The following is a 26935-nucleotide window of genomic DNA, read 5'->3' as shown; positions in this document are numbered from 1 at the left end:
AGCGAATAGGTTGATTTTACAAATCGTTGCCATCGTACTCAGTTACTTGCTTGGCTCTGTCAGCTTTAGTTTGCTGTATGGAAAATTAAAAGGAATCGACATTCGCCAACATGGGAGCGGCAATGCCGGTGCGACGAATACGCTGCGTGTGCTTGGAAAAGGCCCAGCTATTCTGGTACTGCTGCTGGACGTTCTTAAAGGGGTTATTGCGGTACTAATAGGGCACTGGTTAGGTGGGGAATCATCCTGGGTACCGGGTTTGTGCGGCATTGCGGCGATTGCGGGCCATAACTGGCCGGTATATTTTCACTTTCGTGGAGGAAAAGGTATTGCGACTGCTATTGGTGTATTGGCATCGCTTGCCTTACTGCCCGCACTATATGCCGGAATCATTGCGATACTTGCAATTGTAATGACTCGTTACGTATCCCTTGGATCACTCATATTTGTCATTTTGACCCCTTGGATATTACTCGTGCTTGGTTTTGCATGGCCGTTATTCTGGACGGCTCTAATCATTTGTCTGTTCGCTGTGTGGAGACACCGTACCAACATAGTCAAGTTGGTACGGGGGAATGAGAATAAGCTTGGCTCCAAAGGAGGAGATCGTCTTGTCTGAGAAAATAGCTGTGCTGGTCGCGGGGAGTTGGGGAACAGCCCTGGCTTCCGTTCTTGCGGCCAATAACAACGATGTCTCTGTCTGGACGAGAAACGAGCAGCAAGCAGCTGAAATCAATGAGAAGCATACAAATGAGCATTATTTACCGGGCTCTATTTTGTCTGATCGCATTTCAGCTACAACTGATATGCAGACTGCGGTATCTGGTGCTAAAGCAGTGATAATCGTATCTCCTTCTGCTGCTGCTCGTCAGGTAGCACGTAGTCTGAAAGCTCATTTTAGCAAGGATATGCTGGTAGTGCATGCCATTAAAGGTTTTGAAACAGAAACGCTTAAACGTATGTCCACGGTGATCTCGGAAGAACTGGAAGTCGCGGAGGGCGATATTGCCGTGCTGTCTGGTCCGAGTCATGCGGAAGAAGTGGTGAGGAAATGTCCTACAACGGTCGTTGTAGCTTCCTCCAATGAGCAGGCTGCACAGGCTGCTCAGGGGCTGTTCATGAACTCCTATTTCCGTGTCTATACAAACCGCGATTTGCTAGGCGTGGAACTCTCCGGGGCGCTAAAAAACATTATCGCATTGGGTGCGGGAATGTCAGATGGACTTGGTTTCGGTGATAATGCCAAAGCGGCTTTATTGACCCGTGGATTGGCTGAAATTACCCGTGCCGGAGTTGAGATGGGTGCTAATCCATTAACCTTTGCCGGTCTGGCTGGGATTGGCGATCTAGTGGTCACGGCAACGAGTCGTCACAGTCGCAACTGGCGTGCAGGGTCACTATTAGGACAGGGCCAACAGCTTGATGATGTGCTGGAATCTATGGGCATGGTCGTAGAGGGGATTCGAACGACAAAAGCGGCATACGCCATCTCTCAAAAATTAGGTGTTCAGATGCCTATTACAGAGGTACTGTATGGAGTACTGTTTGAAGGACGTGACGTCCGTAAGGCCGTTGAGGCGCTGATGGGTCGCGACCCTAAGACCGAGATGGAAGTCATGCCACTTCAGACTTGGGAGCAATGGCATTCTTAAAGGCTCAGATGAGCTTTAATAATATAAAGGCTGTCTCATGGTAGATTTTTTCTATAATGAGATAGCCTTTTTTAGTTAGGCGTTTGGCATGTCTTATGTACGCTTAATCACCTTTTGTCTCCGCCACTCATAGACTGAGTTGAGCAATGGCGGAGGAGGGGAGATTATGAATAAAAACTTTCCGAAAGATGCATTGAAGGCCATTAACAAAAAAGGCGGCAAAAACATATCCGAAAATGCAGTGAAAAAGCTGGCAGGCACGGTAAAGGCGGACACGCTTCAAAGCGAAGCGCAACTGCGTCAGCTTATCAAGCAAGTGTCTGCGATGGCCAACATTCCGGTGTCGGAAGATACAGTAAGGGATATTGTTGGTGCCGTCAAAAAGAGCGGAATGAATCCTTCCAATATGGAAGCGTTGATGAAAATGATGATGAAAAAATAGACCGCTGGCCGCACGCCAGTTAGTATTATTCACCGTGGACCGGGAAGGTTCGCGGTTTTTTTATATTTTGGAGTGGGTAACCGCTTTTACAGTACACAAAATATCGAACTGCCCTGTCGAACATGTTATAATGATGCCCATCAGGAAACGGAAGGAAAGACAGCAAAGGAGGAAACAATGTTGAAGGAGGCAATATCATCGGTGTTAGTAGACAGGCTTCCTCACAATCTGGCAGTTGCGCTGAGTAGCTTGGCTGAGAACTGGTCAACAGTGTCGGTTCCGTGGATGCTAGGCGGGAGTTGTTCACTACTTGTACATGAAGTTGAACTGGATCGCCTGCCTCGGGACATTGATATTTATGCGGATATTCATGCAGCAAAGCAACTTCATGCGCACCCCCTGGGTATAAGTATAGATCGACAGCAGGTTGATCGTAGCGGCTCTTACGTTTCATTGCTGAGCCACTATGATCTGGAGGGATTTCCAGTCGAGTTGGTGGGGGGATTTGAAGTATTATGTGACGGAGCGTTATACCGCTTAGAGATCGAGCGACTACTTTGGTCGGCTGGTGTTCAGCTTGAGCTGGGGAGTGCTTCACTGCGTCTGATGCCGCTCAGTCATGAACTTTTATTCAATATATTGCGAAATCGACCCGACCGATATAAAGCGATTGCAGAAGTCATGAAGCGCGACCCGCGACGTCATATAATTGTACTGAAGCAGCTACTAGTCAGTAATATTTGGAATGAGGAGCAATTGGACAAGCTTGTAGAACTTCTGCCTTGGCCAGAGTTGCACTCCGTCATCCAGATGGGCAATGAAGTATAAGTTGTGTGTGTTAGGAGAAAGACAACTGGAGGACTATTCATGAATGTGCAGATTACGTTTAGGCCGTCAGGTAGGCGCGTACAGGTCGGTCAGGGTACGTCATTGCTTCAGGCTGCTCGTAAAGCGGGTGTATATATCCCCACTCGTTGTGACGGAAAAGCAGCCTGTCTGATGTGTAAGGTACAAATATCACCGGAATGGGCTGAATTTGCAGACCAACCCAGAGATGCAGAGCAGCGTAAGCTGGGGCCTTTACTGGATGAAGGAATGCGCTTATCCTGCCAGGCACGTGTCCAAGGCGATATGGAGGTAACCATACCGGAGGATAGGCTCAAGGCGGCTATCAGACGGCAACTGGAGCGTCAGGCGCTGGATGATGAACTGTGGTAATGCCGATTATATCAGGAGAATAGAAAAAGGATGTTTCCGACGACTCTAAACGGTCAGGAGAAACATCCTTTTTTTATTTAATCTAGCGACGAAGTCATGGGAGAGTCTTGCCCCGCATATATTAGGTGAGTGGAACCAAACGTAAAATATCGTTTCTGCAATGATCGCTCTGTCGTAATCTATTTTTCAAAAAACTAAACATATTTTACGGAGGGGATACATATGATGGTATCAGTCCAAATGCATGTACGAGTTTACGCCGTTTCGCCGATTCCATCAGTCTCCTGAATCTCGGCGGCGGACGACTTCCGGGCATTTTAAAGGCTGTTCTGCCGCATCTGGGATCAAGCAGTTGGTTGAACACGAAGCGGATGCTCTTTAAGCATTTTTCCTTCGGAGACTTTTTAGGAGGGGATTTCATTGGAGAAAGTAGACATTTTTAAAGACATTGCCGAACGTACCGGAGGAGACATTTATCTTGGGGTCGTCGGCGCAGTCCGAACAGGAAAATCAACGTTTATCAAGCGGTTTATGGAGACGATTGTTCTGCCAAACATTACAAGTGAGGCGGACCGTGCCCGCGCCGTAGACGAGTTGCCGCAAAGTGCGGCAGGCAAGACGATCATGACGACGGAGCCTAAATTCGTACCGAATAATGCCGTCCAGATCAAAGTAACGGAAGGACTGGATGTGAATGTACGTCTGGTTGACTGTGTAGGATATGCAGTAGAAGGAGCAAAAGGGTACGAGGATGAAAATGGTCCGAGGATGATCTCCACACCATGGTTCGAAGAACCCATTCCTTTTCAGGAAGCGGCAGAAATTGGTACACGCAAGGTTATTCAGGAGCATTCGACGCTCGGTGTGGTAGTCACTACAGACGGCACGATTGCGGAAATCCCGCGCAGCTCTTATGTAGAGTCGGAGGAACGCGTCATTGAGGAGTTGAAGGAAGTTGGCAAACCATTTGTTTTGGTTATCAACTCCACGCATCCTCGCAGTGATGAAACACTCCAGCTTCGCGGTGAGCTGGCTGCCAAGTACGATATACCAGTTATGACACTCAGCGCGGCGACGATGACGGAAGATGATGTTACAGGCGTACTTCGTGAAGTATTGTATGAATTTCCGGTGCATGAGGTGAATGTAAACCTGCCGAGCTGGGTCATGGTACTGAACGAAGAGCACTGGCTGCGTAGCAATTATGAAAATTCCGTTCGCGATACGGTTAAAGATATTCGACGCCTGCGTGATGTAGATCGAGTGGTTGGCCAGTTTATGGAATATGAATTCATCGACAGGGCCGGATTGAGCGGGATGAATATGGGGCAGGGCGTAGCTGAAATTGATCTGTATGCTCCCGATGAGCTGTATGACCAGATTTTGGTCGAAGTCGTCGGGGTAGAGATTCGTGGCAAGGATCATTTGCTGCAAATGATGCAGGATTTTGCCCATGCCAAACGAGAGTACGACCGCTTCGCCGAGGCGCTGGAAATGGTCAAGACAACGGGATATGGCATTGCCGCGCCGTCGTTATCTGAGATGGCACTAGACGATCCGCAGTTGATTCGTCAGGGTACAAGGTTTGGTGTGCGGCTCAAGGCGACAGCACCTTCTATACACATGATTCGTGTCGATGTGGAATCGGAATTTGCTCCGATTATCGGAACAGAGAAGCAAAGTGAAGAGCTTATGCGCTATCTGATGCAAGATTTTGAGAATGACCCAATCAAAATTTGGGAGTCAGACATTTTCGGACGTTCGCTGCATTCCATTGTACGGGAAGGCATTCAGGGTAAAATCGCCATGATGCCGGACAATGCACGCTATAAGCTGCAGGAAACGCTGGGTCGTATCATTAATGAAGGCTCCGGCGGTCTCATTGCTATTATTCTTTAAGGGTAAGCCACACCTAAAAAATGTATAAAAGAAATACCGTGGAGAGCAATTTGCTCTCTACGGTTCGCAAAAACAAAATATTAGACTGACCTCCAAAACCAGACAGGGGTAGCCATGGACGAGAAAATAAAGTCCTAGACTACCTCTGTTTTTATTGAGCTTTTCGTTTCTCGTAGCAGGATGTAGGTTCAAATATAACAATCCGATTAATGAGTTTCACAAGTAGAGAGCTAGGCTCCGCCTTGATTTTACATTTAAACAGCAACCGTTTTCCGGTATTCAATCGGGGACGGTTGATTTTTGTGTTCTGGCCTATAAAACAGAAATTTTTCTATATTTCATAAAACCTATTTACATACTTGGTTTAAAGCGATATATTAAGTATCAAATTTGAATCATTTTGTGGTTGAACGAGGGGGAAATGAAATCATGGATATCCAAAAAGAGTTCCAAAGACACAAAAAGCTAGGACTGGGAGGTATCATGCTACTGGTGCTGGTTTTGCTGGTCACTGCATGTGGCGTGCCGAAAACAGAGAGCGGCACTCAAGGGACAAGCACTGCGGAATCGAATACAACAAACGAAAAAACGGACAACTTAAATCTAAAGGGTAAACGGGTTGCGTTGATCATGGAGTTTAACACGGGCACATTTTCGCAACAGTATGTTCAAGGTGTGGAAGAGGAAGTTAAAAAATTTGGCGGTACGCTGACTAAGTTTGTGGCAGATAACGATAAGGCTAAAATGGCTTCTCTGCTTGATAGTGCGATTAACCAGCAGTTTGATGTCATTTTGACTGATCACGGTGATGCATTACTGGAAACAGGGTTGAAAAAAGCAGTTTCCCGCAATATTCCAGTTATCGTGTTCGATGCTGCCGTCAATGTTCCGGGTGCGGTAGTGCTCTCACAGGATGACCAAAGCATGGCTGAGCTAACGCTGGAGCAAATGAAGAAGGATATCGGTGGCAAAGGCAACATTGTGAAAGTATGGGTTGCCGGATTTGCGCCGATGGAACGTCGTCAGGTTGCTTATGGTGCATTTTTGAAATCCAATCCGGATATTAAAGAAATTGCGACTTTTGGTTCGGCTCAGAATCCTGCGTTGGATACGCAAGCCAAAATGGAAGCTGTATTAAAGCAATATCCTAAGGGTGAAATTACAGCCGTCTGGGCGGCTTGGGATGAATTTGCCAAAGGCGCAGCCCGTGCCATCCAACAAGCGGGACGTACAGAAATTAAAGTCTACGGCATTGACATGAGCGACGAGGACTTGCAAATGATCCAAGACCCGAAAAATCCTTGGGTGGCCTCGGCAGCCGTAGATCCAACAGATATCGGGCGCGTACAAGTGCGCTATGCATATCAGAAGCTGCATGGGGATAATCCGGAGGAGAAAGTCGTACTGAAGGCTGTATATGTGCAACGCGAAGCGTTGCCGGATAAGCAAATTTCCACATCCGAGCTGTCCCAATATGTGAAGGGCTGGGGCCAAAGCGAACAGGGCTATAAGGATTGGATGAAGGAATATGAAACGTCCAAATAAAATGTTTGCATAACGCAAAGGCGCGCTTCGGCGCGCTTTTATCATAAGCAGGCGTGAGGGGGCACCATGAGTTCACAAGTATATACATTGGAAATGAAGAAAATTAGCAAACAGTTTGCTGGTGTAGATGCGCTGCGAGCCGTGGATTTTACAGTGCAGGGTGGCGAGATTCACGCTCTGCTGGGCGCCAACGGGGCAGGGAAAAGTACATTGATGAAGATTCTGTCCGGTGCGTATCATTCCGATCAGGGAGCTATCGTAGTTGGTGGCAAGGAACTGAACATTAGTTCACCGTGGGAGGCCAAAAGAGCGGGAATTCACTGTGTGTATCAGGAGGTCGATTCAGCGCTTGTACCACAGTTAACTGTTGCTGAAAATATTGTAATGGACGATTTGTCAGCCCCTGATGGTCGATGGTGGACTGCACCGGTTTCTATGCGCAGACGAGCGCGTGAGGCATTAGCACGTCTGGAGATAGATATTGACGTGCGACGATATGTGTCTGAATTGACGTTGGCAGAAAAACAGCTTGTACTTATATCACGCATTCTGACACAGCAAGCCAATGCCATCATTTTTGACGAGCCTACGGCGCCGCTCAGCGAAGAAGAAACGCGACGTTTGTTCCGCACAATCCATACACTCAAGGATGAGGGAGTTGCATGTATCCTCATCACACACCGATTGCCGGAGGTTATCGAACACAGTGACCGTGTTACGGTGATGCGTGATGGTGAGCGCGTGTTCACGGGACCTGCGTCTGATTTAAGTGTAGGCGACATCGTTACGCATATGCTTGGGAAAACATTTGAGGAGGAATTCCCAAAAACAGAGGTACCGATTGGTGAAACGGTATTGGAAGCGAAAGGGCTTCACAAAGGATTACGAGTGCACGGCATTGATGTACAGGTCCGATGTGGTGAAATTCTCTCTATTGTAGGTTTGGTTGGTGCAGGCAAGACAGAGTTGTCACGACTTCTTACAGGAGCAGACAAGCCGGATAAGGGAGAGCTGACCTTTAAAGGTCGCTCCATTCGATTGAGAGAACCAGCGGATGCGGTAGCTCAAGGAATTGTGTCCATACCCGAGGAGCGACGGAAGCAGGGGGTGCTAATTGAGGAGAGTGTGGAAAGAAACCTTAGTCTTCCGCTTTTGGGCAAACTGAGTGTCCTTGGTTTCATCAGTCGGCGTAAAGAACGAAATAACGGTAATGGGATTGTCGCCTCTCTCGGTATTAAGACACCATCGCTCCGTCAGAATGTTAAATATTTAAGTGGCGGGAATCAGCAAAAGGTTGCTATTGGGAAATGGCTGCATTCCGGAGCGGATGTATTTGTTTTTGACGAGCCAACCAAGGGTGTAGATATAGGGGCAAAAAGTGATATTTTTCGTATCATTGGTGAGTTGGCGGAGCAAGGAAAAGCGATCATTTATCTAACCTGTGAATTTGCTGAAGGGATTGGCATTGGTGATCGGATTGCAGTGATGTATGATGGCAAAATTATAAAGGAATTTGCTCGGGGCGAAGTGGAACAGGAACAGCTTCTGTTGTATGCCAGCGGGGGTGAAGAGGTGCATTCATGAAGGAAAAATGGTTAAACATCTCATTTCGTTACGGTGCCGTAGTTGTCATTATAGGTGTGTTGGCGTTTTTTTCATCTACATTACCTTATTTCTGGACTTATGATAATTTAATGGACATTCTTGGCTCCATTGCCATTGTGACTTTCGTTGCCATTGGTGTGACATTGTCACTTATCGTGGACGGTTTTGACCTGTCAGTGGGAGCTACAGTATCTTTGACAACGGTCGTTGCCGCTTCTTTAATGGTCTGGTATGAGCAGCCTGTTGCGGTGGTCATTGTTGTGTCTCTGGTTGTTGGCGCTTTGGTAGGACTGTTGAATTCATTATTGATCATTAAACTGCGTATTCCTGATTTGCTCGCAACCCTTGCAATCATGTATATTGTAAGCGGGATTCACAAAACGTACGCCCAGGGCTATACCATATATAATCATATGCAGTTTCCCGATGGCAGCAAGGCGCCGGGGGAGATATCTCCTGCATTTCTTTTGCTGGGGCAAGGTAAATGGTTGGGTATCCCGATTTCGGTTATTTTACTGTTGTTGGCTGTGGCGGCGGTGCATGTTTTCTTGACCTATACAAAGCATGGGCGTCAAATGTATGTAACGGGTGGAAATAAGGAAGCTGCTCGTCTGTCGGGTATACGTGTAAAAAAAGTCCGTACTCTGGCCTATGTTGCTTCAGGCGTATTTGCGGCGATTGCCGGTATTTTGTATGCATCGCGCGTAGGCTCAGGCCAAATTGACGCGGGTTCCCCCTTGCTTATGGAAGCGGTAGCTGCAGTATTCGTCGGTTTTTCGGTCTTTGGTGCTGGTAAACCCAATGTCATTGGTACATTTATTGGTGCGGTTTTGATCGGTGTGTTGGTTAATGGACTAACGATGATGAATGTGCAATATTTTGCCCATGATATTGTCAAAGGAGTAGTGCTGGTACTTGCGCTGGCCGTTACTTTTTATGTGTTAAACCGTCGTCGTACTTGAAATTGTCTGTGGACTGTATTACTATAAACCTTGTTCCACGCAAGCAGGGTGCCATAAAACGCCAGTTTCGGCCTATATTGCGGAGGTTAGGTATATTCTATGTATATTTAACGACGAAACGGAAACAGATGATAACATTATGGAAGGCAGTACGCCGCCCGGGTTATTTTATACAGGCGACCTCATATCGGTCATTAACACCGATAACCTAAATGCTGGACTACACTTGAATTGGGAGGTGAATATGTTGAATAAAACGGATTTGATCAATCAGGTTTCTGAAAGCACTGAATTGTCCAAGAAGGACGTAACCAAAGCAATCGATGCAGTATTTGAGGCGATCTCTGGAGCGCTGCAAAGCGGAGATAAAGTGCAACTGGTAGGTTTCGGGAACTTTGAGGTTCGTGAACGTTCCGCACGTAAAGGACGTAACCCGCAAACAGGAGAAGAAATCGAAATCCCTGCGAGCAAAATTCCGGCATTTAAACCGGGTAAAGCGCTTAAAGACGGAATTAAATAAGATTTCTTACATATTCCCAATGCGCTGAAAAGACCGTGAATTTGATTCACGGCCTTTTCTTTTTGTCCTGTTTACTTCGTGGTAGGGGTGCTATGGACTGGAGAAGAGGAAGCTGTCCTGCCGTTTCGCGAGGCATAAGCGATCAGCACTAGAGGTTCACCTGTTAGCTCGGCAAATTCATGCTCTAGCTGTTGAAGCCGTTCGATTTGGGCAGGACTGAGATTGGCGGGAAGGTAGTTTTTCATCAGATCCGTTCCTTTCTTTAATGGATGGGACTGCACGAATAGTATGGCTCGGGACATGCTAATTGTTGCAGGTAGCGTGGGAAGCATGTAGTTGACAAAACAAGCTTGAATCTCCATCATAAAAAGTATAGCTTTGGCTCTCAGGGAGGAAAAGGACATGGAAGATAACGTGACGGGTAGCAGTGAGTACGTCGTAATTAAAGCGAAAAGCAACGGATGTCAGGTTTTTGGTTTGACCAGAGGTCAGGATACACGCTTGCATCATTCAGAAAAATTGGACAAGGGCGAGGTACTGATTGTTCAATTTACGGATCATACTTCTGCTATTAAAATTCGCGGCAAAGCCGTTGTGATGACCAAGCACGGGGTAGTAGATACGGAGGATTAAAATGCAGGCATAGCCTGCTTTTTTTTGTTGTAGAATGAGAGTGAGGACCTTTACCGTAGCAAACCCACATTATGAGGTAGAGGTCAGGGGAGGCTCTGATGAAACCTTGGATTGTATTCGGTGGCTCCATTCTCATAACCATCGCAGCAGCTGTGCTGCTGCCGTCTTTACAGGCGCTGGACTCAGGAACCGCAGCAGTTCGTGAGACACAGGCGACAATTTCGCCTCAGCAACGGGTGCTGCTGTCAGATGACAATCTGGTGGATACGCTGAACGAGCTACCGTTGACTACACCGATTGCAAGTGCAAGCTGGGAACATTCAGTCCTGACCCTGGATGTCAAACTGTCCAAGGAAGAAACTGCCCCACTAGAGATTTATCAAAACATGGCGGAGATTGCCGCTTTTAGCTTTTACGGAACGACGAATGTGCGGCAATTGCTGCTTCGGGTGGTGACGCAGGACGAATGGTCAGGAGAACGTCATTTGCTGCTTGCATCCGATATACGCCGGAACGAGTGGACGAACGAGGCATTGGAACAGCTGAGAAGCCGGGAAGGCGCAGAATTGCCAGAGGATTTGAAATCCCGTTTCCGCATTACAGTAACGCCCATGTGGCAAAACAGGTTTAACGGTGTATATACAGATTAGATGTTTCTGCCGGTGGACCTACAGTACTTTAGTCGCGAATCATTTTAAATTGTGATATAATATAAGGCATTGCAATTATTTGAGTATAGCAGAAAGTCATGTCTCGGAGGCTTAGGATGAAACCGTATCGCGTACCCCAATTAGCAAGGAAATATGTGGAATACGACATGATTCAACAACATACGGAAATGCCGGCTTTTCCTGACAGCCGTACCCGTTTGATGTTTGTGTTTTTGAACCGGAATGCGCAGGAGCTGCATGCCAGTGAGGACGAACTGTACGCATTGGTAACCTCACTTGTGCAGATGGGGCTGGATACGCATGATATGATTGATACTTTATCCGGTATACGGAGCCCGGAGGAGATGCGTTCCAGACAGCTGAAAGTGTTAGCTGGGGACTATTTTAGCAGTCGTTTTTATCAGCTGCTTGCACTGGCAGGCCGCATTACGGCCATTTCGAAGCTGAGTGATGCTGTATGTGAAGTGAACGCAGGGAAAATGAGTCTGTACTGGGGAATGAAGCAATTCCGCCTGGATGCAACTCAGTATTTAACTCAGATGGTTCGTTTCAAAAAGGAGCTTTTTTTATCATTCACTTCACTTGTAGCAGAACAGGATCAGGAAATTTGGAAGCAGCTTCTCAACAAATTTGCCCTCTGTGATACCTTGGTGGAGGAATGGGGTAAGCGGACAGAACCGGACAAGTCCCGTTTCGGATATATGTTCTGGCATATTTATGGTAACGGGGACCGGAACGAGCAAGCGTTGCTTTCAGAGAGTGGTACTGACACTGAAGCATGGCGTAAGCTTGTTCTGAAATACAAAGCCGAGGATGCGATACTGGACAAGCTTCGCACGGCAGTTACACACATCCGGCAGATCCTGTCAGATGATCAAAATACAGGGATCGAGGAATTTGAACGCATGCTTGAGCCTTTCCTAAAGCTGCTAAATAGTCCGCACCCATTTGTGAGGGAAGGTTAGGTGAACGTGATGGGATCAAGCGACACCAAGCCGAAAGAGCAATTCGTTCATGGCGTGTTTGAAAGCATAGCAGGTAAATACGATTTGATGAACGATATACTGAGCTTTCGCAGACATAAGGCTTGGCGGAAATTTACGATGAAAAAAATGAACATGCGTCGCGGCGATACGGCAATTGATCTTTGCTGTGGTACATGTGACTGGACGCTTGCGATGGCGCGAGCAAGTGAAAGTGGTCACATCGTAGGACTCGATTTTAGTCAGAACATGCTCAATGTTGGCGAGCGTAAAATTATATCAGAATCCCGTGAAAAGCAAATTAAGCTTGTTCAGGGCAACGCGATGGAACTGCCTTTTGAAGATAATTCATTTGATTATGCAACGATTGGTTTCGGTCTGCGCAACGTACCTGATCTGCGCCACGTGTTACAGGAGATGCAACGAGTCGTCAAACCTGGCGGGCAGGTCGTATGTCTAGAATTGTCCAAACCTACTTGGCAGCCGTTCAAGGGAATTTACTACACATATTTTCAACACATCTTGCCCATGCTCGGCAAATTGTTCGCCAAACGTTATGAGCAGTATAAATGGCTCCCTGATTCGTTGGCGCTTTTTCCAGGAAGGGATGAGTTGGCTGGCATCTTCCGTGAAGTCGGATTGAAGGATGTTCAGGCTCATTCTCTCACCGGAGGCATTGCGGCATTGCACATTGGAATCAAGGAGAGTCAGCATGTTTAAGAAAATTGCTATTTTTTTGGAAATGATTAAAATTGAACATACGTTATTTGCGCTCCCATTTGCATTCATGGGGGCTGTATTGGGGTCAGTTGTCGTGACAGGCAACCTTCCCTCGTGGCCGCAGATCGGCTGGATTCTGCTAGCTATGGTTGGCGCACGCAGTGCTGCTTTTGGCTTCAATCGTATGATCGACCGGGTGATTGACGGGAAAAATCCGCGCACAGCAGGACGCGCTATCCCGGCAGGGTTGCTCAAATCAAGCGAAGTGGTAATTTTCATTATCGTCAGTCTGGTGTTGTTATTCTGGGCATCATTCAAGTTAAGTCCGCTGGCGTTCAAGCTGTTCCCGCTGGCCTTTTTTATGCTCGTTTTTTACTCTTACACCAAGCGTTTCACTTGGCTTTGCCATATTGTACTTGGTCTGACCATTGGTTTGGCGCCACTAGGCGCGTGGGTTGCGGTAACGGGACAAATAGATTTGACCGCTATCGTTCTGTATCTCACGATCGCATTTTGGACGGCTGGATTTGATGTTATTTATGCTTGTCAGGATATAGATTTTGACCAAAACGAAGGAGTTTATTCTATTCCTGCCCGTTTTGGTGTAGCAGGTGCATTGAACATCGCTCGGGCATTCCACGTCATTACGGCGATCGGATTTATTGTACTGTTCTTTATTGCAGATTTAAGCTGGTGGTATCTGGCGGGCATGATTATTTCGTACATCATTTTATTTTATGAGCACTATATCGTATCTCCAAAAGATTTGAGTCGTTTGCAGACGGCATTCTTTACTATGAACGGTGTACTTAGCACTGTCGTATTTGCCTTTACACTGATTGATTTGGTGGTGCGTTAATACTAATGAATAATCAGGTGAGCGAACATCAAGGCAAACGAATCGTTATTGGCATTACAGGCGCGAGCGGAAGCATTTATGGTGTGCGACTGGTAGAGACTCTGCTGGACTTGCAATACACAGTTCACCTGATCGTGTCTAATGCTGGCTGGCGGGTGTTGAAAGAGGAGTTGGGCTGGAATGTGACTGACCGGGAAGGGGCTTTGAATGAACAATTCGGAGGCCGTCCCGGTTCTCTTGTATACCATCCGTTCACAGATATTGGAGCTTCGATTGCGAGCGGCTCTTATTTGGTGGATGCGATGATTATCATGCCATGCTCGATGGGGACGTTGTCAGCAGTAGCACACGGTTCGTCCGATAATCTCATGGCGAGGGCAGCGGACGTGATGATAAAGGAAGGTCGTCCGCTGATCCTTGTGCCTCGTGAGACACCTCTACATGCCATTCATTTGGAAAACATGCTTAAGCTTGCGAGACTTGGCGTCAAAATGATTCCGGCTATGCCGGCTTTTTACTTTCATCCGAAGACGCTGGATGATATTGTGCTGTTCCTCGTAGGCAAAGTATTGGACAGCTTGCGTATAGAACATCAACTGTTTACGAGATGGGGGGATTCCGATGCCGACACCGGACACCAAGACAATCACAATCGGAAAAATTAAATATACAAACGCTTGGCCTATTTTTCATTATTTTAATCCTTCTGAGCTTCTCCATTCGGCGGAGATGGTTTCTAAAGTTCCGGCTGAATTGAATCAAGGTATGTTGAATGGGAGTTTGGATATCAGTGCGATGTCCTCCTTTGCGTATGCATCCGGTGCTGAGGAAATGCTACTGTTGCCGGATTTATCCGTCAGTGCAGATGGTCCTGTGCAATCCATTTTACTATTTTCACGCAAGCCGCTGGACGAAATCAAAAACGGAACCATTGCACTAACGAATACGTCTGCTACATCCGTGAATTTGTTGAAAATTTTGATGCAAAAGGCATGGGAAGGTCAGCCTTCCTATTTTGACTGTGAACCGGATCTTGACTTGATGCTGGAACAGGCAGATGCAGGGCTACTGATTGGAGATCACGCGATTAAGGCATCATGGCGAAGCGAAGGTCTGTATGTTACGGACCTCGGAGAAGAGTGGAAGCGCTGGACGGGCTACAGTATGACTTTTGCTGTATGGGCAGTACGACGTACTGTTGCTGCTCAAAATCCCGCAGCGGTGGCTGAAACTGCGAGTGCGTTCCGCGCAAGCAAGCAGCGTAGTCTGTCGGACTTGACGTCTGTTATTTCTGAAGCATGCGAGGAAATTGGAGGTCTGCGAGATTATTGGGAGCGCTACTTTACTAATCTGTGTTATGATTTTGGAGAGAAGCAACAACAAGGTTTAGAGCTTTATTTACAGTATGCGCATGAACTGGGGCTGCTTGACCGACGAGTGAAGCCGCTTCTCTGGAGTGACAATACGCTGACACGGGTGAAAGAATGAAACGATTGGATTTGTTCGGTTTATTAAAGAAGGATATGAACTTTATAGAAGAAGAGTTGTACCGCAGTATCGATAGTACGGAGCCGTTGATTAATGATACGTCGCTTCATCTGCTTAAAGCAGGGGGCAAGCGTTTGCGTCCCGTATTTGTATTGCTGGGAGGCAAGTTTGGAGAATATGATCTGGACAAGCTCAAGCGTATAGCGGTACCTCTGGAACTGATTCATTCTGCCTCTCTCGTTCACGACGATGTGATTGACGATGCGGAAATGAGACGCGGTCAACCCACCGTGAAGTCCAAATGGGACAATCGGGTGGCTATGTACACCGGAGACTACATATATGCACGTGCGCTGTCTATTGCTGCTGGATTGCCGAATCCCGACATTCACCGGGTACTGTCTAAAGCGCTGGTGCAGATGTCCATTGGTGAAATGGAACAAATTCGTGATTTTTTTAATGTGGATCAGAGTGTGCGTAATTATTTGCTTCGCATACGGCGCAAAACGGCTTTATTAATTGCGGTTAGTTGCCAGCTGGGAGCTATGGCTGCAGGGGCACGGGAAAGTGTCAATTCCCTGCTGTACAGCTACGGCTATAACGTAGGTATGGCTTTTCAAATTCAGGATGATCTGCTCGATCTGTGCGGAACAGAAAAAAAGATCGGCAAGCCCCCGGGCAGCGATATGAGACAGGGTAATATTACGCTTCCGGTGATTTATGCGCTCGAACAGCCTGAGTTGCGTGCAGATCTACTGGCTGAAATTCGCCGCATTCAGGATGGGGATGGGCAAGGAGACGCACGCAAAGCGGTGGATATAATCAAAAAAAGTGAAGGAATCGCTAAAGCTGAAATTCTCGCCGACCGATATATTAATAAAGCGCTAAACGCGCTGGACTTACTACCAGATGTCAAAACAAAAAAGACGCTACGCGATATCGCTCATTTTGTAACACGCCGCTCCTACTAAAGTTGTGTTTTGGGTTTGCTGTGACAAAATACTTTAACCGTTTCCAAGCTTTCTGTTACAATACAGTTTAGTACTGTATAAATACATTAGATTGGATTGGGAGTGAGCCGATGGATCGTACTTTTTTGATGGTTAAACCGGATGGTGTACAACGTGGATTGATTGGACGTATCATTAGTCGTCTGGAAGACAAAGGCTTTAAAATGGCGGCTGGCAAGCTTGTACAAGTATCAAGAGAACAAGCAGAACGGCATTATGCGGAGCATGTGGGCAAGCCTTTTTTTGAAGAGCTTGTAGGTTTTATCACATCAGGCCCTGTGTTTGCTATGGTATGGGAAGGGGATAACATCGTTACGCTTTCCCGCTTGTTGATTGGTAAAACACAAGTAACCGAAGCTCTTCCGGGCACAATTCGTGGAGACTTTGCAGCACATACACCGTTTAACCTCATTCATGGTTCAGATTCACCGGAGAGCGCAGAGCGCGAGATTGCAAATTTTTTCATGCCGGAAGAATCCGTTCGGTATGAAAAAAGTGTGGCGACCTGGATGTAAGTTTAATTACGTATGAAGAAGGATGGTAGCATGACGGATATGGAACTGGGTCAGACGGACCCCGATTACACAGCGTTTATCCGCAAAATCAAGGACAGCACAGGTATTGATCTTGCACAATACAAAGAAGCACAGATGAAAAGGCGGTTAACTACGCTTCGCAACAAAAACGGGTTTCCCAGTTTTGTTTCTTTTTATGATGCCATGATGAAGGAAAAACCTCTATTCTATGAATTTCTGGATCGGATGACGATCAATGTTTCGGAATTTTGGCGTAATCCCAATCGGTGGGAAGTGCTGCGAGATACAATCTTGCCACAACTGCTTGTGGGGAAGCAGAAGCTTAAGCTGTGGAGTGCGGCCTGCTCGACTGGTGAAGAGCCTTATAGCTTGGCTATGGTTCTCGACGGTAAAGGGATTTTGGGGAATTGCTCCATTACGGCTTCCGACATTGATGATGGTGCATTGGCAAAAGCCAAGGAAGGCAAATATTTGGAGCGTTCGCTCAAGGATGTGCCTGAGCAGGTAGCTAGCAAATATTTTAAGCCGGATGGTGCGATGTATCGAATTGATAACCGTTTGAAACAAGCCGTGAAATTTCAAAAGCAAAACTTGCTGCTGGATCGGTTTGAGGATGGCTATGATCTCATTATCTGTCGAAATGTAATGATTTATTTTACAGAAGAGGCCAAACATACGTTGTATCAAAAGTTTGCAGCCAGTCTTCGTCCCGGCGGAGTATTGTTTGTCGGTAGCACAGAGCAAATCTTTTCTCCTAACCAATATGGTCTGGAATCGACGGAAACCTTTTTTTATCGCAAAAAAGCATAAGCCTGCATACATCATCCAAAGTTTTATAGGGACTTATTTATATCTTTGAGTAATTGATGGTTGGCTTATTAGCAAAGCACGTCCTTTAGCCCCTTTGGCTAAGAGGCGTGTTTTTGTTTATCTGCATACACGTGGCTTTTCTTGTCAAAGAAAGGTGCGTATACTATAATGAAGCACAGTTAAAGATTTTAGCGATGCACAGTTTAACAGTTTAAAGGGGGAACGCGTCATGAGTTTACGTTATTTAACCGCGGGGGAAACGCATGGTCCCCAGCTAACTGCCATTGTAGAGGGTATGCCGAGCAATTTAAAATTGGATTTTGAGGAATTGAATTTTCAGCTGCACCGTCGTCAGAAAGGATATGGACGGGGTCGGCGTATGCAGATTGAAAAAGATACGGCGAAGATTGCTGGAGGCGTACGTCACGGATACACCACGGGTGCACCGATTGCGCTGGTTGTGGAAAATAACGATTGGAAGCACTGGCAGAACATTATGAATATTGAGCCTATTGAAGGCAGTGATGAAGAAAAGCGTCGGGTTCACCGGCCACGTCCGGGTCATGCGGATTTGAATGGCGGAATGAAATACAACCTGAAGGATCTTCGTAACGTGCTGGAGCGCTCCAGCGCACGTGAAACAGCAATTCGTGTGGCATGCGGCGGTTTGGCTCGTCAATTGCTGGCTGAGTTCGGAATCAAGGTGGCAGGTCAGGTCATCCGTATTGGGGAAATCGAAGCTCCTTACCGCGATTTGCCGATTGATGAGCTGATTGCGGTGACAGAAGCTTCCTCGGTGAGAGTAACCGATCCAGAAACCGAAAAGAAAATGGAAGCATATATTGATTTGATCAAGCAAGAAGGTGATTCAGTCGGTGGGGTAGTGGAATGTATTGTAGAAGGTGTTCCGATTGGTCTGGGCAGTCATGTACAGTATGATCGGAAGCTGGATGCACGTATCGCACAAGGCGTCATGTCGATTAATGCATTTAAAGGCGTGGAAATCGGCATCGGTTTTGAAGCAGGAGAGTTGCGCGGTTCACAGGTGCATGACGAGATTCTATATGATGAGGAACGTGGATATCACCGTCGTACCAATCGTTTGGGTGGTTTTGAGGGGGGCATGACGAATGGAATGCCAGTTGTGGTTCGTGGCGTAATGAAGCCGATCCCCACACTCTACAAGCCTCTGCAAAGTGTCGACATTGATACGAAGGAGGCGTTCACTGCACAGGTTGAGCGTTCGGATGCATGTGCAGTACCTGCGGCTAGCGTAGTTATGGAGCATGTGGTAGCTTGGGAGATTGCAAAAGCTTTGCTAGAAAAATTCGGCGGGGATTCGATTGAAGAGATTCGTGCGAATATTGCATCCTACGAAGAACAATTGGGGCGGTACTAAAATGAGTACGCTGACGGTACAGCTTGGCGAACGTTCTTATCCTATTCATATTGGACGAGGACTGCTATATCGAGCGGGAGAGTTGTTGAAGGAACGAGGAATTGCGCAAAAAAGCCCGTTGTTGATTGTTTCTGACGAAAATGTAGCGGGATTCTACTTGGCAACATTGGAGAGCAATCTTCAGGCATCTGGCTACAAGACAGTGTCCTTTGTCGTTAAGCCAGGTGAAACCTCCAAGTCGCTTGCTGTATTTGAGCAGGTCATAACAGCAGCCATTGAGGGCGGCTTGGATCGCAATTCAGCCGTTATTGCACTTGGGGGTGGTGTCGTGGGTGATTTGGCTGGATTTGTGGCAGCTTCTTATATGAGAGGTGTCAAGTTTGTACAGATCCCCACTACGATTCTGGCCCATGACAGTAGCGTGGGCGGTAAGGTCGGCATCAACCATCTTTTGGCGAAGAATATGATAGGAGCTTTCCATCAACCGGAACTTGTATTGTATGACGTAGATACGTTGTCTACACTGCCTCCTCGTGAGGTATCTGCGGGGCTTGCTGAAATGATCAAGCACGGCTTGATCTGGGATGCTAATTTCGCCCAGTGGTGCCGTGACCATGCGACTGATTTGCTTGCACTGGATGCGACAGCTCTGGAGTACGGTCTGGAAAAGGGATGTTCCATTAAAGCCGAAGTGGTGTCACGCGATGAACGAGAACATGATTTGCGCGCTATTTTAAACCTAGGTCATACGATTGGTCATGCGATTGAAGCTATTGCGGGATATGGTGAGTTTTTACACGGGGAAGCCATTTCGATTGGAATGGTCGGCTCCGCACTTTTGGGCGTGAAGCTGGGGGCAGATCCTTCTTTGGTAGATGCAACGAAGGATATGTTGTCTTCACTACGGCTACCGACCTCCCTTCCGTCACATCTCGATACAGATCGGCTACTGGACGCGATGATGCATGACAAAAAGTTCAAAGAAGGCAGCATTACTTTTGTCGTCCCACGTAGCATCGGGCACGTGGAGGTTGTGAAGGATATTTCCGTCTCTTACATCCGAAGAGTTATTGAACAGTTAAAAGAGGGGGTGTAACGATGTACAATCGTGGAATTCGTGGCGCGACGACCGTAGCGAATAATGAAGAAAATGAAATTTTGGAAGCAACAAGCCAACTACTGGAGGAAATTGTATCCTACAATGAAATTCAGCCAGAGGATATTAGTAACGTATGGGTTACGGTGACCCATGACCTGGATACTGCCTTTCCAGCCAAGGCCATTCGTCAGCTTGATGGCTGGGATATGGTTCCGCTCATGTGTTCATTAGAAATTCCTGTGGCAGGCAGTTTACCCAAGTGCATCCGTTTGATGGTACAGGTGAACACTGATAAATCCCAGCGTGAAATTAAACATGTATATTTGAACGGAGCGCAGGCGTTAAGACCGGATCTGGCTTCCCAAGGGAAATAAGCGCCCGGTTTTAAAGTTGGTGGTTGCCAAAGTAACATCCCATGAGATATAGTGTGTGTAGCAGAGTTAAGTAGAGTAGAGTTAGCCAGAGACAGAGTTGAGATGAGAAGAGTGCAGCCTTAGCCAATTCCATATGAGATTACAGAGATCGGCAGTAGCGGGTGAGCTTTTGTCTATGAAGAGATAATCTTCTACAGAGAAGCTTATTTGAGGCAACCTGCGCGGTTATACCAAAGGGATGAGTGTATACTTATCTATTTGCTGTAGTCATTTTACATATGGAGCATTCTTATAATTTCAATAACTGACAGCCTCTACCTTACCGGTAGAGGCTTTTTTATATTCTCTCCTTTGGTTCTGCGCCAATTTGGAAAGGAAGTGATCTCATGTTAACGCCGCATGTGGAGCAAGTGATAACGATGGCGAGTGAATTTAACCTGATTCCTGTGTACAAAAAAGTGCTGGCTGATATGGAGACGCCGATTCGGATTTTCCGTCGGTATGCCGAGCGGGACCATGCCTTTCTGCTAGAGAGTGTAGAGGGAGGCGAGCAGTGGGCGCGACATTCGTTCATCGGTACAGACCCGTTTCTAATGGTCTCGGGTAAAAAAGGACGTTTGATATTGGAACAACACGGTAAACGGCAAATATTAAACGACAAGCCGATTGAAGCGCTCAAAGCATTGCTACGTAAATACCGCAGTCCGAAACTGAAAGAAATGCCTCCATTTACAGGCGGGGCTATCGGATTTTTTGGATATGACCTGCTTCAATACTATGAAAAGCTGCCAGAGCACTCGGTAGATGATTTGAATATGGATGATATTCGTTTTATGTTCTGCGATCAAGTCATTGTCTTTGATCATGTGAAACAGCAAATTTTGCTGGTTGGCAATGTTCATGTAGGCGAAGGGTTCCGCGATGAGGACATTCGAGCTGCTTATGCTGATGTGGAACGCAAGTTGGAGGAAACGGCACAGTATCTGCGCAAGCAGCCTCAGCCTGAGCGATTAGGATCGGCCTCCATTCCAGATGATGTGGAACTGGGTGAGATTCAATCCAATGTGACGAAGGAACAGTTTATATCAAACGTAGAGCAGGCGAAGGAGTATATCCGCTCCGGTGATATTTTTCAGGTTGTACTATCCCAGCGTTTTCACATTGATACAGAGGCCTCTCCTTTACAGGTATACCGCGTGCTGCGCACGATGAACCCGTCGCCATATATGTATTATTTGAAAATGGATGACGAGATCATCGTAGGCACTTCGCCTGAGGCACTCGTCAAGGTGGAAAACGGCCGGGTAGAAACCCGTCCTATTGCAGGAACGAGACCGCGTGGGGTAACGGAGACAGAAGATGCGGCACTTGCTGAAGAACTGTTAAACGACGAAAAAGAGCGTGCAGAACATCTGATGCTGGTCGATTTGGGAAGAAATGATTTGGGCCGTGTATCACAGTTTGGCACAGTCAAATGCGATACGTTTATGGAGATTGAACGCTATTCCCATGTCATGCACATTGTATCCAATGTGTCAGGTGAGCTACGTGAGGACAAAGATTTCTTCGATGCTTTCCTGTCTTGTCTGCCAGCCGGTACCGTATCAGGGGCACCAAAGCTGCGGGCCATGGAGATTATTGCTGAGTTGGAGCGGGAAGCACGTGGACCCTATGCAGGGGCGATTGGATATTTGGGCTTCTCGGGCAATATGGACGCTTGCATTACGATTCGCACAATTGTGTTTAAAAAGAACCGGGCTTATGTCCAGGCAGGCGCTGGAATTGTGTGGGACTCAGTTCCGGAAAGCGAGTATCAGGAGACGGTGAACAAAGCAAAGGCATTGCTGAAGGCAATCCGCACGGCAGAAGTGATGTTCCCGGCAACGACACAGCCCTATAACAGCGTCATCAACCAGGATTATTTGTACACTCCGTAACACGCAAAAATCTGATTTTGAGGAGGAGACGACAATGGAACGACATGACATGATGCAAGTGGGGTTAAGCCGGATCATGGAGGGACAGCATCTTTCGCGTACGGAGGCCCGTAGCGTAATGGAACAGATTATGAGTGGAAGTGCTACACAGGCGCAAATTGGCGGGCTGCTGACGGCTCTTCGCCTCAAAGGGGAAACGGTAGATGAAATCACTGGTTTTGCCGAGGCTATGCGTAGCTACGCTAGTCCAGTGCAAGCTGAAGAAGGCAACGGTCGTCTGCTGGACACATGTGGTACTGGAGGTTCGGGGATTCACAAGTTTAATATTTCCACGATATCCGCAATCATCGCAGCTTCGGTGTCTGTACGGGTAGCAAAGCATGGCAACCGTTCTGCAAGTGGCCGTGCCGGGAGCGCTGATGTCCTGGAGGCATTGGGAGTCAACATTCATTTGACGAGTGATCAGGCTAGGTCATGTCTGGACCGAATCGGCATCTGCTTTTTATTCGCACAGCTGTATCATCCGTCTATGAAGCATGCCGCCGCGCCGCGCCGCGAGCTGGGTGTGCGGACGGTATTCAATATGCTGGGTCCATTGACGAATCCGGCTGGTGCGGATCGGCAGTTGTTGGGCATTTATGACGCCAGCAAAACGGAAGTCATTGCCGAGGTATTGAACCGGCTAGGCTCCAAACGGGCCATGGTTGTCAGTAGTCTGGATGGACTAGATGAAATTAGCATTTCAGCTGCGACACGAGTATCCGAGCTAAGGGACGGCAAGGTTCACACGTTCGAGCTTCATCCGTCGGATTTGGGCTTGCAGACGCATTCTCTTGATCAGGTGCTGGGCGGTGACGCACAGGTTAACGCAGATATCATACGACGAATTTTAAACGGAGAGCATGGAGCTTATCGGGATGTTGTGTTAGCGAATGCAGGAGCGTGCATTTATGTATCAGGCACAGCAGCTACCTTGACGGACGGAGTAGCACGAGCGGCCGAAGCCATTGACTCTGGACGGGCACTTTCCAAGCTGGACCAATTAATACAGGCAACGGGGGAATATCAATATGTATCTTGATAAAATTGTGGTGACGAAGCGACAAGAAGTGGAGCAGCTTAAGGAGCATTTTCAAATAAGTAAAGCTGAACGATTAATTGCTGATTTACCTGCGACGAGAGGATTCGAAAATGCGATCGCGAGCGGACGCAACCGTCCGCTCGGACTGATTGCTGAGGTGAAGAAGGCTTCCCCATCCAAAGGGCTGATTCGACCGGATTTCCATCCGGTGGACATTGCACGTGCATATGAGGGAGCAGGAGCGGATTGCATTTCTGTACTGACAGATGTGACGTATTTTCAGGGAAGTCCTGAATATTTACAGCAGATTCGCGATCAGGTGAAGATTCCGCTGTTGCGAAAGGATTTTATCATTGATGAACGGCAAATATATGAAGCTCGTTTGCTGGGAGCGGATGCGGTGCTGTTGATTGCCGCTATACTGGAACGGCGTGTATTAGGGTCCTTTTTACAAATCGCCAAGAACCTTGGGCTGGACGCATTGGTAGAGGTGCATGACAGTGAGGAGCTTAAAGCGGTGCTGGAGCTGGGGACAGCAACCTTGATTGGCGTAAATAACCGAAATCTGCGAACATTCGAGACTCGTCTCCAGACGACGGAGGAGCTGATCTCACTAATTCCTAAAGGGATTACGTTCATCAGTGAGAGCGGAATTGCTGGACCGGAAGATGTAAAGTATCTGCATTCGGTGGGTGCACACGGCATCCTGGTAGGGGAGCATCTGATGCGCAAGGAAGATGTGGGACAGGCTGTAACCGAATTGATGGACGGGATTAAAGTATGAACAAAACGGGCGTAAAAATTTGTGGACTTCAAAGCGTTGAAGTGCTAAAATCTATGGTAAACTTACCGGTCGATTATATAGGTTTTGTGTTTGCCGACAGCAAGCGCCGGATTGACGGCGTACAGGCTGGAGAGCTGCTTCGCGTATTGGATGAATGGACCTCAGGCAGCAGACCGCGCAGCGTGGGCGTATTTGTGAACCCTGGTGATGCACTGTTAAATGATGTGATGGAGAAAGCACCCTTGGATGTCATACAGCTGCATGGACAGGAGAGTCCAGAGCGCTGTCGGGAAATCAGGGAGTATTTTGGTATACAGGTATTCAAGGCATGGTCTGTGGACAGTCAAGGACAGAGAGAACGCTCGGCGGACGAATTGGATGCCTATGTCGGAACAATTGATGCTTTACTGCTCGATACATACGATCCCCTGTATGGTGGCGGTTCTGGAAAAACGTTTGCGTGGGATCGAATTCCTGCCTATCAGGCTTGGACCCATCAACATGGAATTCCTTTGTTTGTAGCCGGCGGGCTGACTGCTGATAATGCGGAAAAGCTGGTTCATGAGTATCATCCCGAAGGGCTGGATGTATCCAGCGGTGTAGAGACGAACGGAGTCAAGGACATTGCAAAAATCACAGCATTCGTAGAAAGGGTGAAGCAGGCATGACACAATTACCTGATAACAACGGACGTTTTGGAACATTTGGAGGACGTTTTGTACCGGAAACGTTGATGAACGCACTGATTGAATTGGAGGAATCCTACCGTAAGTACGCGGATGATCCCGAGTTTAAAGCAGAGTTGAACGGGCTCCTGAAAGACTATTCTGGTCGGGAAACCCCGCTTTATCATGCGGAACGTCTGAGCCAGCATTTGGGCGGGGCTAAAATTTACTTGAAGCGCGAAGATTTAAACCATACTGGCGCCCACAAAATCAATAATGCATTAGCTCAGGGATTGCTGGCGAAGCGTATGGGTAAACAGAAGGTTATTGCTGAAACAGGCGCAGGACAACATGGTGTCGCGACAGCAACTGTGGCTGCGTTGCTCGGATTGGAATGCAAGGTGTTTATGGGCGAAGAGGATACTGTGCGCCAGCAGTTGAACGTTTTTCGGATGCAGCTTTTGGGTGCAGAGGTCATTCCAGTGACATCGGGTACACGTACACTTAAGGATGCTGGTAATGAAGCCTTGCGTTACTGGGTCAGCCATGTCCATGATACGTTTTATATTTTGGGTTCAGCTGTCGGCCCGCATCCATATCCAATGATGGTGCGGGACTTCCAACGTGTGATTGGTGATGAAACGCGTCGCCAGATCCTAGAGAAGGAAGGCAGATTGCCGGATGTCATCGTGGCAGCGATCGGTGGCGGAAGCAATGCCATCGGCATGTTTTATCCTTTTATTGAGGATCAGGGTGTCGCTTTGATTGGCGTGGAGGCCGCTGGAAAAGGTGTCGAAACAGAATTCCATGCAGCTACGATGACCAAGGGAACACAAGGGGTCTTCCAAGGCTCTATGAGTTATCTGCTTCAGGATGAGTACGGACAAGTGCAACCTGCGCATTCCATCTCGGCTGGACTGGATTATCCAGGTGTTGGACCGGAGCATTCATACCTGAAAGATATTGAGCGGGCCAAATATGTTCCGATCACGGATCAGGAAGCGCTGGATGCGCTTCAGCTCCTCTGCCGTACCGAAGGAATACTTCCTGCATTAGAGTCGGCACATGCAGTTGCGCAGGTTGTCAAGCTGGCACCCACGTTGACGGCAGATGATATTATCGTTATTTGTTTGTCTGGACGCGGGGATAAAGATGTGGACTCCATTATCAAGTATTTGGGAGGAAATCCGTCATGAATTTAATTGATCAGGCGTTTGATCGCCTTAAAAATGAAGGCAAAACGGCATTAATTCCTTTTCTGACGGTAGGCGACCCGGATGTGGATACGACGATAGAGATCATTCGGCAGTTAGAGTCGGCCGGAGCTGACATATTGGAACTGGGTGTACCCTATTCCGACCCGCTGGCTGATGGACCTGTAATTCAGCGCGCGTCTGAGCGTGCACTGAAACGGCAAATTTCCATCCGCACGTGCATGGAGACAGCTTCTCTGGCTAGGGCGGCAGGTTCAAGCCTGCCTTTTATTCTGTTCACGTATTATAACCCTGTATTACAGATGGGGATGGATGCTTTCTTTGCAGGCTTGCAGGAGCACGGTATCAGCGGTCTTATTATTCCGGACCTTCCGCTTGAGGAAGCGGAGGAGCTGGGAGGACGGGCAGCTGAGGTGGGTGTGCATCTGATTCCTCTGGTGGCTCCAACGTCTGAACAGCGGATCGAGCGAATTGTCCGTCAGGCACGTGGATTTGTATACTGTGTATCCTCGCTGGGTGTAACTGGGGAAAGAGCTTCCTTTTTTGAAGGTATAGAGGGCTTTATCGCGCAGGTCAAACGGCATACGGATATTCCGGTAGCGGTGGGCTTCGGGATCTCTACTCAGGTGCAGGTAACCCGTTTCTCAAATATTTGCGATGGTGTTGTAGTTGGTAGTGCTATTGTACGTCAGGTAGAGGAGGCCATTCCACTACTGAATGATTCTGCACGCAGGCAAGAAGGTCTTTTGCAAATTCATAATTTTGTGGCACAATTAAAGCAATAATGGGTGTCAAAATATAAAGTAGTAAATATAGTTCTGATTGGATA

General features: G+C 47.5%; 31 protein-coding genes. 30 read left to right on the top strand and 1 reads right to left on the bottom strand.

Annotated elements, in window-relative coordinates:
- The first annotated feature begins 10 nt into the window (after nucleotides 1–10).
- The 11 genes from plsY to MHH57_RS14570 all read left to right on the top strand — a co-directional run bounded on the left by plsY (nucleotide 11) and on the right by MHH57_RS14570 (nucleotide 9843).
- A complete protein-coding gene (gene plsY, locus MHH57_RS14620; protein WP_029517323.1) occupies nucleotides 11–619 on the top strand; it encodes a glycerol-3-phosphate 1-O-acyltransferase PlsY in 609 nt (202 codons plus the stop codon).
- A complete protein-coding gene (locus MHH57_RS14615; protein WP_029517324.1) occupies nucleotides 612–1652 on the top strand; it encodes an NAD(P)H-dependent glycerol-3-phosphate dehydrogenase in 1041 nt (346 codons plus the stop codon). Before plsY ends, MHH57_RS14615 begins: the two co-directional genes overlap by 8 nt.
- Before the next feature lie 166 nt (nucleotides 1653–1818).
- Nucleotides 1819–2094, top strand: coding sequence for a stage VI sporulation protein F (locus tag MHH57_RS14610; RefSeq protein WP_013310741.1), 276 nt, complete (start codon nucleotides 1819–1821; stop codon nucleotides 2092–2094).
- Between the two features lie 177 nt (nucleotides 2095–2271).
- Nucleotides 2272–2922 (top strand): hypothetical protein, encoded by a 651-nt coding sequence (locus MHH57_RS14605; protein ID WP_023989184.1) that lies wholly within the window; start codon nucleotides 2272–2274, stop codon nucleotides 2920–2922.
- Between the two features lie 39 nt (nucleotides 2923–2961).
- Nucleotides 2962–3312, top strand: a complete 351-nt coding sequence (locus tag MHH57_RS14600) for a 2Fe-2S iron-sulfur cluster-binding protein (RefSeq protein ID WP_029517325.1) — start codon at nucleotides 2962–2964, stop codon at nucleotides 3310–3312.
- Nucleotides 3313–3556: 244 nt separating this feature from the next.
- Nucleotides 3557–3694 carry a hypothetical protein gene (locus tag MHH57_RS14595; protein ID WP_013371690.1) on the top strand — a complete coding sequence of 46 codons (138 nt, stop codon included), beginning with the start codon at nucleotides 3557–3559 and terminating at the stop codon, nucleotides 3692–3694.
- Between the two features lie 38 nt (nucleotides 3695–3732).
- Nucleotides 3733–5211: a stage IV sporulation protein A gene (gene spoIVA / locus MHH57_RS14590; protein WP_029517326.1), complete on the top strand. Its 1479-nt coding sequence runs from the start codon at nucleotides 3733–3735 to the stop codon at nucleotides 5209–5211.
- Nucleotides 5212–5640: 429 nt separating this feature from the next.
- Nucleotides 5641–6756 (top strand): sugar ABC transporter substrate-binding protein, encoded by a 1116-nt coding sequence (locus MHH57_RS14585; protein WP_340885733.1) that lies wholly within the window; start codon nucleotides 5641–5643, stop codon nucleotides 6754–6756.
- Nucleotides 6757–6822: 66 nt separating this feature from the next.
- Nucleotides 6823–8340, top strand: coding sequence for a sugar ABC transporter ATP-binding protein (locus MHH57_RS14580; protein ID WP_165147000.1), 1518 nt, complete (start codon nucleotides 6823–6825; stop codon nucleotides 8338–8340).
- Nucleotides 8337–9323 (top strand): ABC transporter permease, encoded by a 987-nt coding sequence (locus MHH57_RS14575; protein ID WP_342434255.1) that lies wholly within the window; start codon nucleotides 8337–8339, stop codon nucleotides 9321–9323. Before MHH57_RS14580 ends, MHH57_RS14575 begins: the two co-directional genes overlap by 4 nt.
- 247 nt (nucleotides 9324–9570) lie before the next feature.
- Nucleotides 9571–9843 (top strand): HU family DNA-binding protein, encoded by a 273-nt coding sequence (locus tag MHH57_RS14570; RefSeq protein ID WP_013310732.1) that lies wholly within the window; start codon nucleotides 9571–9573, stop codon nucleotides 9841–9843.
- Between the two features lie 71 nt (nucleotides 9844–9914).
- Here MHH57_RS14570 and MHH57_RS14565 read toward each other — a convergent pair whose 3' ends face one another.
- Nucleotides 9915–10208, bottom strand: a complete 294-nt coding sequence (locus MHH57_RS14565; protein WP_342434254.1) for a hypothetical protein — start codon at nucleotides 10206–10208, stop codon at nucleotides 9915–9917.
- Nucleotides 10209–10245: 37 nt separating this feature from the next.
- On the opposite strand from MHH57_RS14565, the gene mtrB reads away from it, so the two are divergent.
- The 19 genes from mtrB to trpA all read left to right on the top strand — a co-directional run bounded on the left by mtrB (nucleotide 10246) and on the right by trpA (nucleotide 26891).
- Nucleotides 10246–10476 (top strand): trp RNA-binding attenuation protein MtrB, encoded by a 231-nt coding sequence (mtrB, locus tag MHH57_RS14560; RefSeq protein ID WP_013310730.1) that lies wholly within the window; start codon nucleotides 10246–10248, stop codon nucleotides 10474–10476.
- 98 nt (nucleotides 10477–10574) lie between these two features.
- A complete protein-coding gene (locus tag MHH57_RS14555; protein ID WP_342434253.1) occupies nucleotides 10575–11126 on the top strand; it encodes a hypothetical protein in 552 nt (183 codons plus the stop codon).
- A gap of 116 nt (nucleotides 11127–11242) precedes the next feature.
- A complete protein-coding gene (locus MHH57_RS14550) occupies nucleotides 11243–12112 on the top strand; it encodes a heptaprenyl diphosphate synthase component 1 (RefSeq protein WP_340932492.1) in 870 nt (289 codons plus the stop codon).
- A gap of 9 nt (nucleotides 12113–12121) precedes the next feature.
- Nucleotides 12122–12850: a demethylmenaquinone methyltransferase gene (locus MHH57_RS14545; RefSeq protein ID WP_039271329.1), complete on the top strand. Its 729-nt coding sequence runs from the start codon at nucleotides 12122–12124 to the stop codon at nucleotides 12848–12850.
- On the top strand, nucleotides 12843–13709 hold the full coding sequence (locus MHH57_RS14540; RefSeq protein ID WP_029517333.1) for a UbiA-like polyprenyltransferase: 867 nt from the start codon (nucleotides 12843–12845) through the stop codon (nucleotides 13707–13709). Before MHH57_RS14545 ends, MHH57_RS14540 begins: the two co-directional genes overlap by 8 nt.
- Nucleotides 13710–13714: 5 nt before the next feature.
- Nucleotides 13715–14374: a flavin prenyltransferase UbiX gene (locus tag MHH57_RS14535; protein WP_340955770.1), complete on the top strand. Its 660-nt coding sequence runs from the start codon at nucleotides 13715–13717 to the stop codon at nucleotides 14372–14374.
- Nucleotides 14331–15197, top strand: coding sequence for a menaquinone biosynthesis protein (locus tag MHH57_RS14530; protein ID WP_342434252.1), 867 nt, complete (start codon nucleotides 14331–14333; stop codon nucleotides 15195–15197). Before MHH57_RS14535 ends, MHH57_RS14530 begins: the two co-directional genes overlap by 44 nt.
- Nucleotides 15194–16168 carry a polyprenyl synthetase family protein gene (locus tag MHH57_RS14525; RefSeq protein ID WP_307346146.1) on the top strand — a complete coding sequence of 325 codons (975 nt, stop codon included), beginning with the start codon at nucleotides 15194–15196 and terminating at the stop codon, nucleotides 16166–16168. Before MHH57_RS14530 ends, MHH57_RS14525 begins: the two co-directional genes overlap by 4 nt.
- Before the next feature lie 110 nt (nucleotides 16169–16278).
- Nucleotides 16279–16722 carry a nucleoside-diphosphate kinase gene (gene ndk, locus MHH57_RS14520; protein WP_039271067.1) on the top strand — a complete coding sequence of 148 codons (444 nt, stop codon included), beginning with the start codon at nucleotides 16279–16281 and terminating at the stop codon, nucleotides 16720–16722.
- Between the two features lie 30 nt (nucleotides 16723–16752).
- On the top strand, nucleotides 16753–17553 hold the full coding sequence (locus MHH57_RS14515) for a protein-glutamate O-methyltransferase CheR (RefSeq protein WP_342435178.1): 801 nt from the start codon (nucleotides 16753–16755) through the stop codon (nucleotides 17551–17553).
- 229 nt (nucleotides 17554–17782) lie between these two features.
- Nucleotides 17783–18952: a chorismate synthase gene (gene aroC / locus MHH57_RS14510; RefSeq protein WP_013310720.1), complete on the top strand. Its 1170-nt coding sequence runs from the start codon at nucleotides 17783–17785 to the stop codon at nucleotides 18950–18952.
- A 1-nt stretch (nucleotide 18953) separates the two neighbouring features.
- Nucleotides 18954–20048: a 3-dehydroquinate synthase gene (aroB, locus tag MHH57_RS14505; RefSeq protein ID WP_318627154.1), complete on the top strand. Its 1095-nt coding sequence runs from the start codon at nucleotides 18954–18956 to the stop codon at nucleotides 20046–20048.
- A 2-nt stretch (nucleotides 20049–20050) separates the two neighbouring features.
- Nucleotides 20051–20425 carry a chorismate mutase gene (gene aroH, locus MHH57_RS14500; RefSeq protein WP_342434251.1) on the top strand — a complete coding sequence of 125 codons (375 nt, stop codon included), beginning with the start codon at nucleotides 20051–20053 and terminating at the stop codon, nucleotides 20423–20425.
- Nucleotides 20426–20811: 386 nt separating this feature from the next.
- On the top strand, nucleotides 20812–22362 hold the full coding sequence (gene trpE, locus MHH57_RS14495; protein WP_342434250.1) for an anthranilate synthase component I: 1551 nt from the start codon (nucleotides 20812–20814) through the stop codon (nucleotides 22360–22362).
- Nucleotides 22363–22396: 34 nt separating this feature from the next.
- Nucleotides 22397–23443, top strand: coding sequence for an anthranilate phosphoribosyltransferase (gene trpD / locus MHH57_RS14490; protein WP_165146982.1), 1047 nt, complete (start codon nucleotides 22397–22399; stop codon nucleotides 23441–23443).
- Nucleotides 23433–24227: an indole-3-glycerol phosphate synthase TrpC gene (trpC, locus tag MHH57_RS14485; RefSeq protein WP_165146979.1), complete on the top strand. Its 795-nt coding sequence runs from the start codon at nucleotides 23433–23435 to the stop codon at nucleotides 24225–24227. The genes trpD and trpC overlap by 11 nt, the downstream gene beginning before the upstream one ends.
- Nucleotides 24224–24895, top strand: a complete 672-nt coding sequence (locus tag MHH57_RS14480; protein ID WP_165146976.1) for a phosphoribosylanthranilate isomerase — start codon at nucleotides 24224–24226, stop codon at nucleotides 24893–24895. Before trpC ends, MHH57_RS14480 begins: the two co-directional genes overlap by 4 nt.
- A complete protein-coding gene (trpB, locus tag MHH57_RS14475) occupies nucleotides 24892–26088 on the top strand; it encodes a tryptophan synthase subunit beta (RefSeq protein ID WP_013310713.1) in 1197 nt (398 codons plus the stop codon). The genes MHH57_RS14480 and trpB overlap by 4 nt, the downstream gene beginning before the upstream one ends.
- Nucleotides 26085–26891 carry a tryptophan synthase subunit alpha gene (gene trpA / locus MHH57_RS14470; protein WP_165146973.1) on the top strand — a complete coding sequence of 269 codons (807 nt, stop codon included), beginning with the start codon at nucleotides 26085–26087 and terminating at the stop codon, nucleotides 26889–26891. Before trpB ends, trpA begins: the two co-directional genes overlap by 4 nt.
- Nucleotides 26892–26935: the final 44 nt, after the last annotated feature.

The sequence above is a fragment of the Paenibacillus sp. FSL H7-0442 genome (genome assembly GCF_038593105.1).
In the GTDB taxonomy this organism is placed as follows: Bacteria; Bacillota; Bacilli; order Paenibacillales; family Paenibacillaceae; genus Paenibacillus; species Paenibacillus polymyxa_D.
The sequence above is the reverse complement of the archived record's forward strand: the minus strand, read 5'-3'. Positions and strand labels throughout refer to the sequence as shown.

What these genes read in the sequence shown, in the direction of transcription:
- MHH57_RS14610 (WP_013310741.1), top strand. Translation starts at nt 1,819, where the DNA reads ATGAATAAAAACTTTCCGAAAGATGCATTGAAGGCCATTAACAAAAAA.
- MHH57_RS14605 (WP_023989184.1), top strand. Translation starts at nt 2,272, where the DNA reads ATGTTGAAGGAGGCAATATCATCGGTGTTAGTAGACAGGCTTCCTCAC.
- MHH57_RS14600 (WP_029517325.1), top strand. Translation starts at nt 2,962, where the DNA reads ATGAATGTGCAGATTACGTTTAGGCCGTCAGGTAGGCGCGTACAGGTC.
- MHH57_RS14595 (WP_013371690.1), top strand. Translation starts at nt 3,557, where the DNA reads ATGTACGAGTTTACGCCGTTTCGCCGATTCCATCAGTCTCCTGAATCT.
- MHH57_RS14585 (WP_340885733.1), top strand. Translation starts at nt 5,641, where the DNA reads ATGGATATCCAAAAAGAGTTCCAAAGACACAAAAAGCTAGGACTGGGA.
- MHH57_RS14580 (WP_165147000.1), top strand. Translation starts at nt 6,823, where the DNA reads ATGAGTTCACAAGTATATACATTGGAAATGAAGAAAATTAGCAAACAG.
- MHH57_RS14575 (WP_342434255.1), top strand. Translation starts at nt 8,337, where the DNA reads ATGAAGGAAAAATGGTTAAACATCTCATTTCGTTACGGTGCCGTAGTT.
- MHH57_RS14565 (WP_342434254.1), bottom strand. Translation starts at nt 10,208, where the DNA reads ATGATGGAGATTCAAGCTTGTTTTGTCAACTACATGCTTCCCACGCTA.
- mtrB (WP_013310730.1), top strand. Translation starts at nt 10,246, where the DNA reads ATGGAAGATAACGTGACGGGTAGCAGTGAGTACGTCGTAATTAAAGCG.
- MHH57_RS14555 (WP_342434253.1), top strand. Translation starts at nt 10,575, where the DNA reads ATGAAACCTTGGATTGTATTCGGTGGCTCCATTCTCATAACCATCGCA.
- MHH57_RS14550 (WP_340932492.1), top strand. Translation starts at nt 11,243, where the DNA reads ATGAAACCGTATCGCGTACCCCAATTAGCAAGGAAATATGTGGAATAC.
- MHH57_RS14545 (WP_039271329.1), top strand. Translation starts at nt 12,122, where the DNA reads ATGGGATCAAGCGACACCAAGCCGAAAGAGCAATTCGTTCATGGCGTG.
- MHH57_RS14540 (WP_029517333.1), top strand. Translation starts at nt 12,843, where the DNA reads ATGTTTAAGAAAATTGCTATTTTTTTGGAAATGATTAAAATTGAACAT.
- MHH57_RS14535 (WP_340955770.1), top strand. Translation starts at nt 13,715, where the DNA reads ATGAATAATCAGGTGAGCGAACATCAAGGCAAACGAATCGTTATTGGC.
- MHH57_RS14530 (WP_342434252.1), top strand. Translation starts at nt 14,331, where the DNA reads ATGCCGACACCGGACACCAAGACAATCACAATCGGAAAAATTAAATAT.
- MHH57_RS14525 (WP_307346146.1), top strand. Translation starts at nt 15,194, where the DNA reads ATGAAACGATTGGATTTGTTCGGTTTATTAAAGAAGGATATGAACTTT.
- ndk (WP_039271067.1), top strand. Translation starts at nt 16,279, where the DNA reads ATGGATCGTACTTTTTTGATGGTTAAACCGGATGGTGTACAACGTGGA.
- MHH57_RS14515 (WP_342435178.1), top strand. Translation starts at nt 16,753, where the DNA reads ATGACGGATATGGAACTGGGTCAGACGGACCCCGATTACACAGCGTTT.
- aroC (WP_013310720.1), top strand. Translation starts at nt 17,783, where the DNA reads ATGAGTTTACGTTATTTAACCGCGGGGGAAACGCATGGTCCCCAGCTA.
- aroB (WP_318627154.1), top strand. Translation starts at nt 18,954, where the DNA reads ATGAGTACGCTGACGGTACAGCTTGGCGAACGTTCTTATCCTATTCAT.
- aroH (WP_342434251.1), top strand. Translation starts at nt 20,051, where the DNA reads ATGTACAATCGTGGAATTCGTGGCGCGACGACCGTAGCGAATAATGAA.
- trpE (WP_342434250.1), top strand. Translation starts at nt 20,812, where the DNA reads ATGTTAACGCCGCATGTGGAGCAAGTGATAACGATGGCGAGTGAATTT.
- trpD (WP_165146982.1), top strand. Translation starts at nt 22,397, where the DNA reads ATGGAACGACATGACATGATGCAAGTGGGGTTAAGCCGGATCATGGAG.
- trpC (WP_165146979.1), top strand. Translation starts at nt 23,433, where the DNA reads ATGTATCTTGATAAAATTGTGGTGACGAAGCGACAAGAAGTGGAGCAG.
- MHH57_RS14480 (WP_165146976.1), top strand. Translation starts at nt 24,224, where the DNA reads ATGAACAAAACGGGCGTAAAAATTTGTGGACTTCAAAGCGTTGAAGTG.
- trpB (WP_013310713.1), top strand. Translation starts at nt 24,892, where the DNA reads ATGACACAATTACCTGATAACAACGGACGTTTTGGAACATTTGGAGGA.
- trpA (WP_165146973.1), top strand. Translation starts at nt 26,085, where the DNA reads ATGAATTTAATTGATCAGGCGTTTGATCGCCTTAAAAATGAAGGCAAA.